Source organism: Micromonospora sp. NPDC000663 (assembly GCF_042898105.1).
Lineage (GTDB): Bacteria > Actinomycetota > Actinomycetes > Mycobacteriales > Micromonosporaceae > Micromonospora.
This window is the reverse complement of record NZ_JBIAYR010000013.1, coordinates 43,638-55,637: the sequence shown is the minus strand read 5'-3', so window position 1 is coordinate 55,637 and position 12,000 is coordinate 43,638. Positions and strand designations below refer to the sequence as shown.

At 72.6% G+C, this 12,000-nt stretch carries 9 protein-coding genes; all 9 read right to left on the bottom strand.

Features of this window, described 5'->3' with window-relative positions; translation table 11 throughout:
• Nucleotides 1–3: 3 nt before the first annotated feature.
• The 9 genes from ACFY1S_RS27160 to ACFY1S_RS27120 all read right to left on the bottom strand — a co-directional run bounded on the left by ACFY1S_RS27160 (nt 4) and on the right by ACFY1S_RS27120 (nt 11,937).
• Entirely contained in the window at nt 4–483 is a 480-nt protein-coding gene (locus tag ACFY1S_RS27160; RefSeq protein ID WP_387123455.1) for a UDP-N-acetylglucosamine--LPS N-acetylglucosamine transferase, read from the bottom strand.
• Between the two features lie 215 nt (nt 484–698).
• On the bottom strand, nt 699–1,961 hold the full coding sequence (locus ACFY1S_RS27155; RefSeq protein WP_387123453.1) for a hypothetical protein: 1,263 nt from the start codon (nt 1,959–1,961) through the stop codon (nt 699–701).
• Nucleotides 1,958–2,860 carry a sulfotransferase domain-containing protein gene (locus ACFY1S_RS27150; RefSeq protein WP_364371117.1) on the bottom strand — a complete coding sequence of 301 codons (903 nt, stop codon included), beginning with the start codon at nt 2,858–2,860 and terminating at the stop codon, nt 1,958–1,960. Before ACFY1S_RS27150 ends, ACFY1S_RS27155 begins: the two co-directional genes overlap by 4 nt.
• An 8-nt stretch (nt 2,861–2,868) precedes the next feature.
• Nucleotides 2,869–4,482, bottom strand: coding sequence for a lipopolysaccharide biosynthesis protein (locus tag ACFY1S_RS27145; RefSeq protein WP_387123451.1), 1,614 nt, complete (start codon nt 4,480–4,482; stop codon nt 2,869–2,871).
• Nucleotides 4,479–5,714: an O-antigen ligase family protein gene (locus ACFY1S_RS27140; RefSeq protein ID WP_387123579.1), complete on the bottom strand. Its 1,236-nt coding sequence runs from the start codon at nt 5,712–5,714 to the stop codon at nt 4,479–4,481. Before ACFY1S_RS27140 ends, ACFY1S_RS27145 begins: the two co-directional genes overlap by 4 nt.
• 120 nt (nt 5,715–5,834) lie before the next feature.
• On the bottom strand, nt 5,835–7,433 hold the full coding sequence (locus ACFY1S_RS27135; RefSeq protein ID WP_387123449.1) for a lipopolysaccharide biosynthesis protein: 1,599 nt from the start codon (nt 7,431–7,433) through the stop codon (nt 5,835–5,837).
• On the bottom strand, nt 7,426–7,995 hold the full coding sequence (locus ACFY1S_RS27130) for a DapH/DapD/GlmU-related protein (RefSeq protein WP_387123447.1): 570 nt from the start codon (nt 7,993–7,995) through the stop codon (nt 7,426–7,428). The genes ACFY1S_RS27135 and ACFY1S_RS27130 overlap by 8 nt, the downstream gene beginning before the upstream one ends.
• A 78-nt stretch (nt 7,996–8,073) precedes the next feature.
• A complete protein-coding gene (locus tag ACFY1S_RS27125) occupies nt 8,074–10,011 on the bottom strand; it encodes a delta-60 repeat domain-containing protein (protein WP_387123577.1) in 1,938 nt (645 codons plus the stop codon).
• A gap of 222 nt (nt 10,012–10,233) precedes the next feature.
• A complete protein-coding gene (locus ACFY1S_RS27120; protein WP_387123445.1) occupies nt 10,234–11,937 on the bottom strand; it encodes a glycosyl hydrolase in 1,704 nt (567 codons plus the stop codon).
• Nucleotides 11,938–12,000: the final 63 nt, after the last annotated feature.

Here is a 12,000-nt window from a genome sequence, read left to right as displayed (position 1 = left end):
CGCTCACAGCAGCGCCCCCACGACTATCGCCTCGGGATACTGCCGCCGCTGCTCATCCCACTGCACGAGCATCGCGGACAGGAACGGCCGGCAGAGCCGGGCGGTGAGCGTCGCGGTGTCGATCCGGTCGTACACCTCGATGTAGACGGTCGGGATGCGCCGCAGCCGGGCCAGCACCACGAACGGCAGGGCCACGCCGGCACCCGTGGTGACCACTGCGGCGACCCGCCGACGCCGCAGTACGCGCCAGGCCAGCAGCGCGTTGCGCAGCAGGTTCGGCACACTGCGGGTGGTCGGGTGGTACGCGGGCACCAGGTCCTCGCCGGCCAGCAGCGACACCGCCTCCGGGGTGTCGAAGGTGACCCAGCAGCGCGGCAGCTTCTCGTACCAGGACCGCAGGGCGAGCAGTTGGGCCAGATGTCCACCGCTGGAACTGACCAGCAGCAGCACGGGCGGCTCGGACTCGTCGTTGTTCACGTCCACGCGACTCCCCACAAGTTCGCTTGGAATTTCGGTCTACACCAGGCAGAAGCAGATCACAGGTTTCCCGGTTCGTTGAACAGCGCGACCGGGCGGGCCAGCGATCTCCACCTGGGAATATCGGGAGCGCCGGCCCCCCGAGGTCCATCGATAATCATCACGACCTGCTAGTTTGCCGTCACTCTGCGACACGCCGGTGGTCCGTCGATTTCACCGGATCAACCGCTATGTCGTTTCTCGATGACGTCCAGCAGTGCGGGATGCAGCGCCGCGTTCCAGCCCGCCCCCGCGTGGGCCAACCGCCAGGTCCGCAGCCACATCTCCACCAGGTACGCGTCGGCCACCAGCCGGCGCTGCGCGGAGCCGAGGCCGAGCCGCTCGCCGTGGCGCTCCAGGTGCCCGTCCACCGCCGACGCGGCCACCGCCGCCGGCTCGCCGCGCAGCACCAGTGCCCGCTGGAAGGCGTCGTGGGCCAGGTCGAACCCGACAGGTACGTCCGGCGCGCTGTGCTCCCAGTCCCAGGCGACCAGCCGGCCGGCGTGCCGGCCCAGGTTCCACGGCACCCAGTCACCGTGCCAGTGACCGAACTCGACGGTGGTGTCACCGTGCCGGCGGCCCAGCGCGGCCACCGCGTCGACGGCCCGCGCGCCGACCGGCACGGCGTCGGCCGCCCGGTCGGCCTGCGCGGCCAGCCGGGTCAGGAACGGCGAGGAGGCCAGGGGTCGGGGCGTACCGGCGGGACCGCCACGACGGGCGACCGCGAGCAGCGCCGCGATCCGTGGCGGGTCGTCGACGGGCACACCCCGGACGTCCGGTGGCAGCGGCTCGATCACCGCGACAACCTGGCCGGCCCACGCCGTCTCAGTGAGCAGCCCCGGCGGCACCGGATGGTCGGCGACACCCGCCGCGTCCCGCACCGCCCGCAGGGCGGCCGCCTCGGCGGTGACGAGCGCCCGCGTGGCGTCGTTCCAGCCGATCTTCGCGTAGCCGCGCGGGCGACCGTCTGCGGTGAACAGTTGCAGGGTGGGTTTGCCGTTCGGGTCCGGCGGGCGGACACCGCAGGCCGCCAGCAGCGGCGCACCGCCCAGCGCGGCGGCGAGCCGCTCGGTCAGCAGCAGCTCGGCCGGCGCCGCACCGGACGGCACCGAGACGTTCAACCTCGGAAAGGGCGCCAGACCCACCGCGCCGAACCGGGCCAGACCGCCCAGCACCGCACGCAGCGCGCGCACCTTCGGTGGCCGCAACGCGTTGTACGCCAGCAGCGACGCCGCACCGGCCCGGGGCGCGCCCAACGGCACCAGGAACCGCGCCCGGGCCACCGACGGCACCACCGCGTACCGGGCCACCACCCGGTGACCCGCCGGCGGGCTGCCGCCCACGCGCAGGGCGACCCGGTCGTCCGGGAAGACCGCGCGGCTCACCCAGCCCAGCCCGTCCACTCTCGACCGAGGATCGGTGGACGGGTCGACACGCGTCGTCACGCCGCCCGGTCCGCCCAGTCGAGGTCCAGCCCCAACCGCTGACGCAACGCGTCGTTGTACGGGCGGTAGTAGTCGGTCAACTCGGCGCGCACCGCCGGATCCAGTGGAGCCGAACGCCGATCGTTGTAGACCTTGAAGTCGGGCAGGTCGTACGCGGGCAGCCCGAGGAAGTCCAGGGTGCGCCGGTAGGTCGCGCGGGCGTCGCCGTACAGGTCCTCGCTGGGCAGGAAGAGGATCTGCGAGGTGTCGAACCGCTCCAGCCACGGCTCCAGGTGCTCCAGGTACCGCCCCCGGGCCCGGTACGTGTACCAGTCGTACGCCTCGCTGAACGACTCCGGTTCGGCGATCAGCCGTTCCCGCTCCCCCGCCGTGCGCTCCGGTTCGGCGGCCAGCGCGGCGGCGAAGTCCAGCGGCTCGATGCCGTGCGTGCGGCGTTCCTTCCAGTGCGAGTACGCCCGCTCCACCGGGTCGCGCAGGAGCACGATCAGCTTCACCGTGGGCATGAGCGCGGCGACCCGCTGCGCGGCGAGCGGGTGGAACATGTACAGCGGTGCGGCCTCGCCGACCCGGACCGGCCCGCCGTGCCGCCTGGCCAGGGCGTCGCGCTGGCGCTGGGTCGGGAAGTGCGAGCGGTACCAGGCCTCGCCGCGCCCCCAGTGCTCCTCGAAGTAGTGCGCCGACTTGGTGTTCCACGCGGGGAAGAGCCGGGGCACGAGGGGGTGCTGGATGAGGTAGTTCCACAGGGAGGTGGTGCCACCCCGCTTGGTGCCGATGATCAGGAAGTCCGGCAGGGGCCGCCGGTCGCTGGTACGGACCCCGTAGTCCACGAGGGACTCCTTCACCCGGACGGTGACCTGGGTCGGGACCAGCTGCTTCATCCGGTCACGGATGGACGCCACGACGGACCTCACCTGCCTCTCGTCGATGCCGGGGCGGGGCCGGCGGCCGGGGCCGCGTCGTCCCGTCCACGAATCTGTCTCATGGTCACCCGGATGCCGGCGCGCACCCGGGGCAACGTCAACAAGCCGACGCACGCGGCCGCCAGCACGACCAGGGCCACCGCCAGGCCGGGAAGGCCCCGCCCGCCGGCCAGGACGCCGACAGCGGACGCCACGCCGACACCGGCGAGGGTCACCGCCGCCGCGCGCAGCATCGCGGTGTCGACGAGCGGTTCCCGGACCACCGTGCGGGCGAAGAAGGCGGCGGTCAGGTTCTCGGTGGCGATGCCGGCCGCCCACGCGGCGGCCGCGCCGGTGGCGCCGTGCCCGGGGATCAGCCAGAGGCCCAGCGACACGGTCACGGTGAGCCCGGCGAGCGTGGCCGCCAGATGCAGGCCGCTGCGCCCGCCCATCAGCAGCAGGCTCTGCACGTTGCCCACGCCGGTGTTCACGAGCATCGCCAGCGCGAGCACGGTCATCGCCGGCACGCCCGCGGTGAACTCCGGCCCGAACAGCTGGAGGAACGCCAGGGCGAACACCGCGAGCAGCAGGTACACCGGCCAGGACAGCACCAGCCCCCAGATCGTCAACCGCCTGTGCACCGTCGCGGCGGCGGCCCGCTCGCCACGGCCGAGCAGTCGGGACAACTGCGGTGACACCGCGACCCGCAACCCCTGCATGGCCAGTTGGCCGGCGAGGACGTACCGGCCGACCGCGCCGAACACCCCGGCGTCGGCCGGGCCGGCCAGCACCGAGGTGAGCAGCACGCCCACCCACATGCTGCCCGCGTCGATGGCCGCCGACGCGGCACGGGGCAGCGCGAAGCGCCAGAACGTCGACCAGTCGGTGCGCCCGGGCCGCAGCGCCGCGCCCCGGCCCAGCCCGAGCGGCCCGGCCACCAGCACGAGACACGCCAGCAGCGCCAGCGCCGCCGGCACCAGCCAGCCGGTCATGCCGGCGAGCAGGCCGCCACCGGCCAGCGCCGCCGCGCCGACAAGCGCCGGTCGGGCGACCGGCAGCAGGAGGAACTGCACACCCACGTACGCCCGGATGGGTCGTACGCAGCGCAGGGCAGCCAGCAGCAGGGTCATGGCCACCACCACCGGCACGGCGGCGAAGGTGAGGGTGAGCAGCGCGCCGCCGTCCGCGCCGGAGCCGCGCAGCAGCCGGGGGGCGAGCGCGTCGGCGGCCAGGACACCCGCGGCGGCGACCACGAGGGCGGCCAGCAGCGGCGGGACGAGGGCCACCGGCAGCACCCGGGCCGCGTCCCCCCGGGCGCCGGTACGACGTCGCGGCAGCGCCCACATGAGACCCGTCTCGGCGCCGAGGGTGCAGACGGCGGTGACCACGGTGACCACACCGATCGCGGCGAAGAACGCGCCAGCGCCCACCGTGCCGTACTCCCGGGTGATCACCACGGCCAGCACGAAGCCGAACAGACCGCTGGTGGCCGCGCCGAGCAGGCCGGCCACGCCGCTGCGCGCGCTGCGCCGGCTCTCGGCCGCGCCGGCGTCGCCCGCGCCGACAGTGGCTACCGGCGGCGGCCGGTCCGGGTCGGCCGGCGGCCTGGTCACGGCGGTCACGCCGGCACCCCCACGGGCCGGGCCGGAAGCGGACGCCACCGGGCGGACCGTTCCCGTTCGGTGAGGGCCATCGCGAACGCGACAGCGAAGAACGCGACCGACAGGTTCTGGTTGGCCATGCCGTAGAACGGGATCTGCACCAGGCAGACCACGGGCACCACGGCCAGCCACTGCCCGGCCGCCGACGTCGCCCGCGCGCAGATCACCGCGGCGGCCACGAACCAGGCCAGGAAGCAGAGCAACGCCGGTACGCCGTGACTGAACAGCACCATCCAGAACTGCCCCTGGGTGCCGATCGGCGCCGCCGCGGAGACCGTGTCCACGTTCACCGGTGCGCCGTAGCCCAGCCACGGCGACTCCTGCACCCGGCGGATCACCTCCGTGTAGAGCGAGAGCCGGTCGGTGTTGGTGTCGCTGGAGTCGACCCGCTTGTTGATCAGGTCGGTGATGGGGATGAACAGCGTGGCCAGCGCCCCGATCAGCACCAGCCCGACGATGGACGCGGCGACCCGCACGTTGCCGCGCAGGCTCGCCCGCACCCCGAGCACCGCGAGGCCCGCGCCCAGGCTGAGGAACATCGCCCGGTTGAGGGTGAGGAACGCGGGCGCCAGCGACAGCGGCAGCGACGCCAGCAGCACCCAGCGCAGCAGCCCGCGCGGGCGCAGCATGGCGAAGGCCACCACGCACGGCAGGGTCATCGCGTACGCGCTGCCGTAGTTGTTCGTGTACGCGAACGGCGCGGCCGGCCGGTAGATCGGGTTGAGCGAGCGGGCGCTGTACTCGGCGGTGGTCAGGTGGACCATGTCCTGGATGAACGGTGTGCCGGCCACCCCACCGGGCAGCAGCACCTCCATCGGGGTGCTCATCGCCAGCCGGGGCGCCAGCACGCCCAGCCAGCCCAGCACGACCAGGCCGAACCAGAACGCGCAGAGCGGGCTGAGCACCGCCACCAGGTCGGCGCGTTCCCGGGCGGCGGCGTGCACGTAGACGCCGACCACCAGCGCGGTCAGGTAGAAGGCCAACCGCAGGGCGAAGGTGAGCAGTGAGGCCGGCGACGCCAACTGGGTGGCGCTGACCACCACGATGGCCAGGAACAGCAGCCAGATGGCGCTCGCCGGCGGCAGCGGCACCCGTCCCCGGGTGAGCAGCAACGCGAGCAGCAACGCCCCCAGCAGCGGCCACCCCAGGTAGAACGCGCCGAGCGCCCACCACAGGGGCACCAGGCCGAACATCAGCGACAGCGGCCAGAGCGGCAGCCGGGGCGGAGGTGGGGGCGGCGGCACCGGCCCGCCGACGGCAGGAGAGTCACCTGGCGGCGGCTCGGTCGCCGGTGCGCGGGTGACAGTCACCGGTCAGGCCCGACCGTTGCGGGTGAGGACGAAACCCAGCGGGGTCACCCCGGCGGCGCGCAGCCGCTGCACGAGGCGACGCAGGTCGACCTGGCGGGTACGGTCCCGCTCGACCACCACCACCGCGCTGCCCTGCCGGGCCACCGCGACGCCGCGCTCGTCGGATTCGGCAGGTGGGGCGTTGAACAGCACGAGCCCGTGGTCGGCGCCCTGCCGCCAGGTGCCGAACCGGACGCCGCCCACCCCCACGCTCACCTCGTCCCCGGCGGCGACCCGGCCGTTCTCGGCCCGGGCGGGCGACGCCCGGGGCAGCGTGAGCGTGGCGTCCGGATCGGTGGACGGGCGGGCGCCCGGCGGGTGCGGGGACGGTCGGCGGGCGGGCACCGTCTCGGCGGCGGCGCCCGGGGTGGCGGGGCTGCCGGCCGGGCGGGGCTTGGGCACGAGCGGCCGGGACGGGTCGATCGGCAACCGCCCCCGGTCGGCGAGCACCGCGGCGCGCAGCCGCTCGGCACGTCCGCTGTCGTCGGCGACGAAGACCTCCCGGCCGTCGACGGCGAGCGCCACCGCGAGCCCGGCGGTGAGCGCCGTGGCGTCCTCGCGGGCGGCGAGCAGCGCCACCCGGGCCGGCTGGCGGACCCGCTCGGCGACCGCCATGGCCACGTACCTGATGTCCGCGTCGACGGCCCGGGGACTGCCCCGCCACGGCGGGCGGCGGACCGTGCCGAGCAGCGGCAGGCCTGTGGCGTCCCGACCGTCGGCGACCGAACGGACCCGCCGGTCGGTCGACTCCCACGCGTACGCCAGCACCACGCCGATCAGGGCGCCACCGAGCAGGCCGGCGACCAGGTAGAGCGGGCGGTGCCCGGCGGAGGTGACAAGGGCGCGCTCGGCGGTCTGCGTGACCCAGCCGGGGTTGATGTCCACGGCGGCGATCTCGGTACGGGCGGCGTTGAGCTGGGTGAGCTGGTTGTTGATCCCGGCCAGTTCGGCCACTGCGGCGTCCCCGGCGGTGGTGTCCTTGGCGGTGCTCGCCCGTTTCTGCACCGCCGCCTGCTGGGCGGCGACCTTCGTGATGCTCGCGTCGTACGAGCGCAGCATCTCGGCGCGCTGCTGCTCGTACATCGTGCGCCGCACGTCCAGGTAGGCGCGGGCGGCCAGGTTGGCGCTCTGCACCGCCCGCTGCGCGTCCTTCGCCTGGTAGCTGAAGCGCAGGATCTGCCCGCCGGTGGGCACCTCGACCTCGAGCGCGTTACGGATGTCGCGCGGGTCGGCGCCGGCCGCGTCGGCGAGCCGCTGCACCACCTCGGTGCCGGTGGCGATGCCGCTCTCCACGTTCATGTTGACCGCCCGGTCGGCGCCCGCGCCGCTGGGGGTGAACGCGTCGGTCACCACCGGACGGACCGCCACCACGGCGTTCGCGGTCATCGCCGCCGGCACCATCAGCACGTAGCCGAGCGCGAGGAGCAGCCCGACCACGGCCACGGTCGTCACCAGCCGCAGCCGGTGCATCGGCACCCGCAGCAGGTCGGTCAGCGTGACGGTGCGATCGGCGCCGGCGGCCGGGGCGTCCGTCGACCAGGAGGTGGGAGTCACGTCAGTCATGGAACTTCTTCACCGTCTGTTGAGGATTGCCGACGACCACGACGCCTGGCGGCACGTCCGTACGGATCACCGCCGCCGCGCCCACGACGCTGTCCCGGCCGACGCGTACGCCCTTCATCACCAGCGCGTGCGCTCCGACCCACACGTTGTCCTCGAGGACGATGGGGGCGCGGGTGGCCGGGCCGGGAGGCTCGTGCCGCTGCTCCGGTGGCAGGTTGTGGAAGTCGTTGTCGAGCAGCTCGCAGTCGGACAGCAGGCATCTGTCGCCGACGGTCACCGAGGTCCAGGTGCCGATCCAGGTCGCGTTCAACAGACAGTCGGCGCCAACGCGCACCTCGCCGGGGCCGGCGAAGCGGACCAGCTTGTTCAACCGGGTGCGGTCGCCGATTGTCACACGTACTCCGCGGCGCAGCCGGACCCGGCCCCGGATCTCCACGTCCCGGCCGAGCGTCAGCCGCCGGTAGCGCAGCCTGTACCAGACACGTTTGACCGCGAAGACCAGGCGCACCGCGTGTCGCGCGCGGATGCCAGCGGCGCCGACCAACCGACCCCTCCCCCACATCGCGGGGCCGGCAGCGGTGGTGCCGCCGCCGGTCTAACGTGAACAATCTATCGATCCTCCGTTACGAACCGTAGACCCTTACTGCACGGAGAAGAATGTTGAAGGGGTGGACCAGGACAACTCGGGCGTCGCGAGAGCGAGCACCGTCGCTGCCGTCCCGTCGACCACCGCGCTCGGCGCGGCCGTCGGGTTGAACGGCACACTACGCAGCGTGCCGTCGGTAGCACCGTAGACGATCCGGCCGGCCACCCACGCCATGCCACGCACCCCGGACCACGGAACGCCAGTCGTCGGCACTGTGAACTCGGTGGCGCCGAGGTAGTTGCCGTCGATCTCGAAGTACCTGTAGTACAGGTTGTTGGCGCCGGTACGCGTGTAGTAGAGCCGGCCGTCGAGGAAGAAGGCGCCGCTCAACACCGCCGGGTTGTACCAGTCGTTGTAGCCGGACGCCTCCCACGGTGCCCCGATCGCCCCTCCGTTGAACAGCGAGACGTCGATCCGGCTGCCGGTGGGCGTGCCTGCGACCGTGTGCGACCAGTAGATCCGGTCGTCCACCCGCCACGTCGCGCCGGCCGCCGTGTAGGCCGGCTGACTGACGGTGGTCGGGGTGCCCAGGGTGGTGCCGTCGAACGGCACCCGGGCCACTGTGGCCGGGGCGGTGCTCAGGTACAGGTTGCCGGTGGTGGCGGTCGGCGGGTTCTTCGGGGTGAACGTCCGTCCACCCGCGAGCGGGAACATGCCGAGCCGACCGTGGTACTCCTCGCCCATGCCGTCGGAGTTGTGCCCGAAGTAGAGGCCGTCCGTGCCGCGCCACAGCACCGGCACCGACGAACCCCAACTGCTGGTGCCGGCCGGCATCGAGGCACTGCCGCTGCGGCGCGGGTTCCAGTTCACCGGCATACCGGTGGCCGGGGTGACAGCCGCGACGCCGAGCCGGTCGACCGCGCCGGGGCCGGCGACGTCGACGCCGTTGGGGTTGTTCAACCAGCGGAAGTGCCCACCGAGGTAGATGACGTTGTCGGCGACCTCGACCGAGGTGATGGTGTCGTTGCCCGTGTAGTCGGCCCAGGTGGCGAGCTGCCCGCTGCCCCGGTTGGCAGTCTCGAACCGGACGAGCGTGTCGCAGTAGGCGGTGGGCCACCCCGAGCCGCCGTTGGTGCCGACCACGAACCAGCTGCCGTCCGCGCCGAACTTCACGTCCTGCACGTAGTGCACGAACGTCGACGGGGAGGCGCACGGCGGAACGAACTTCTCCGTGCTCCAGTCGATGAGCGTGGGAGTCGCGGAGACGTCCACAAGCGCCATCTGGTTACGCGGCAGGTCGTTGACGAGCGTGAAGTTGCCGCCGACGGCCAGCGTGTTGCCGTCCGGCGTGACGTCGATGGTCCAGACGTACGAGGTGGTGTTGTGCCGCCCCACCGTGGCGTTGATGGCGAAGGTCGGGTCGATGGCGCCGGTGGTCGCGTTGAGCCGGGCGAGGCCGGCGTGCGCGGTGCCGTTGAGCCAGTTGAACGCGCCGGCCACGTACAGCCAGTTGTCGTGCAGCACGACCTTGCGGACGTTGCCGCCGTCGGAGCGCCCCACCCACGCGTCGATGATCGCGCCGCTGGACGGGTCGAGGGCCACCAGGTTCCTGCGGGACACGCCGTTGACGTTCTTGAAGGCCCCGCCGACGATCAGCGTGCCGCCCGGGCCGGCGACGAGTGTGTTGACCGCGCCGTCGAGCACCGGCAGGAACGTGGTGGACACGGTGCCGGTGGTGCGGTCGTACGCGAAGAGGTAGGGCTGGTTGATCCACGGCGAGCTGGCGGTCTGCCGGAGCTGCGTGAAGCTGCCGCCGACGAAGACGGTGTTGCCCACCTGCGCGAACGCCCGGGTTTCACCGTTGCGGGCGTGCGGGGTCGAGTCGGCGGGGTTCGCCGACACGAGGGTCGCCGTCTCCGGGACCGGAACCACAGCCGCCGAGGACACCGAGGGCACACCGAGCACCGCGGCGACGATCGCCAGCGCGACCATCCCCGCCCGAGTACGACGTCGTCCTGCGAAACGCCACATGTGCGGAAGTTTGGGCACGCTGCGCCTCCAAGGTGGATGAGAACCCGAGGTAGCGTCCCTCGCCCACGCTGGCAGGCGCATCCGCCGATTGGGCGGTGCATCGATCAGCAAGATGACAGAACACCTGGGGGTCGGATATGCGATCCGACCAGGCGATGTGCCGTCACCACAAATTCACGATCGTCAGCGGCTCACCCCGGTGGGCTGCCGCAGGTACCCGTCCCGACCGGCCTGGGAGAAGCCTTCCAGCGCCGACGCGTCGTGGTTCATCGTCATGTCACAGGTAGAGGTGCGGGTCGTCATGCCCGGCGAGTTGAAGTAGATGGCCGCCTTGATCTTCGGGTGCGCCTTCAGCGCCGCCGGGAACTCCTGGAACCAGCGCTGCTTGGCGCCCGGGTCGGCGGAGTTGAAGTTGGTGCCGAACTCGGCGAGCATCCGCGGCTTGTCGGCGCCGATGCCGTTCTCGTCCAACCAGCGGTAGAAGCCACCCACAGTCGTGCTGGGGCTCTTCCACACAGTGCTGCCGTTGCAGACGTGGAAGTTGTACGGGTCGTAGGCCACCCAGTCGACGTAGCGGTCCCCGGGGTAGAGGCCGGCGTACCGGGAGTGGTGACCGGACCAGCCCATCATCGTCCAGACCCATACCGCGTTCGTCGCGCCGGCCTTCGCGAACCGCTCGTACACGTACCGCCAGGCCCTGACGAAATCGGCGTCGCTGCCCTTGCCCGGCTCGTCCTCGGGCTCGTGGTCGAAGCCCAGGAAGACCGGCACCCCGGTGGCGCGGATCCGCCCGGCGACCGCGTCGATCGTCGCGTCCTGCCGGCCACTGTAGACATCCGCCCACTTCAGCGTGGTGCCGGCGGAGAAGTCGCGGGACTCCCAGGCGAAGAACATCAGCCGGCCCTCGCGCATCTGCTGCGTCTCGTACGCGTCGGGGAAGGCGCCGTTGCTGCCGGAGTTGGAGAAGTCGTGGTAGCGGTGCACGATGTCGAACTTGCGGCCGACCTGCGCCTCCACGTCGGTGATCGCCTTGCCGTGGTTCCAGCCGCCGCCCGCGCTGGCGGGTGAGTACATGCCCCACCACGCGCCGCAGGAGGGCACGAGCTTGGCGGACACCGACCCGCACTTGCCCGTCGGGAGGGTGGTGCTCGCGCTCGGCGTGGGCGTCCGGGTCGGGACGGCTGTCGGGGACGGCTTCGGCGCGGTGGTCGGCGACGCGCTGGCCGACGGCGACGGCGCCGGCCGGGTGGTCGTCACCGACGACGGCCGGGCCCCGACGTCGTAGCTGATCAACAGGCTGGGTCGCAGGTCAGGGTTCCGGTTCTCCACCGACGCCCAGTAGATCCGGGTGTCCAGACCGGACTGGGCGAGCGACACCGTCCAGGTGCCGTTGCCGGTGACCAGCTTGGACACGTCCCACTCGTTGACGCCCTTGGACACACCTGTCACGGTGTCCAGCGCGGCGCCTGCGGACGCCAGGGCCGGGCGCGCCTCTCGCGCGCTCAGCGGCGAGGCGTGCGCCGTCACCGTCGCGGCGAACTGCTGCCAGGCGTGCAGCCGCAGCGTCGCCCGCACGTTGACCGCGGCGGCCGGCACGGTGGTCACCGCGAACTCGATGACCGCCTCACGGCCACCACGCGGGTTACCGTCGCAGCGCGTCGGGCAGGTGGCCACTGTCGCCTTGGCGGCGTTGTCGCCGTCCTGCGCCACCGCCGTGGCGGTGGTGTCAGCCACCGCCTGGATCGACAGCTCATCGCTTGCCAACAGCGGCATCATGGTCGCCACGATGCCCGCCACCACCGAGCCGCCGACCACCCCGACCGCGATGGCCTTGCGCCGGGGACCGTTGCGGAACCGGGTGATGCGGTGCAGTCCGTGCCTGGTCAAGGAGTACTCCCTGTGTCTGCTGCGGTAACCGTGAGCAGCGTATCGATGACCAGGGCAGGTCGT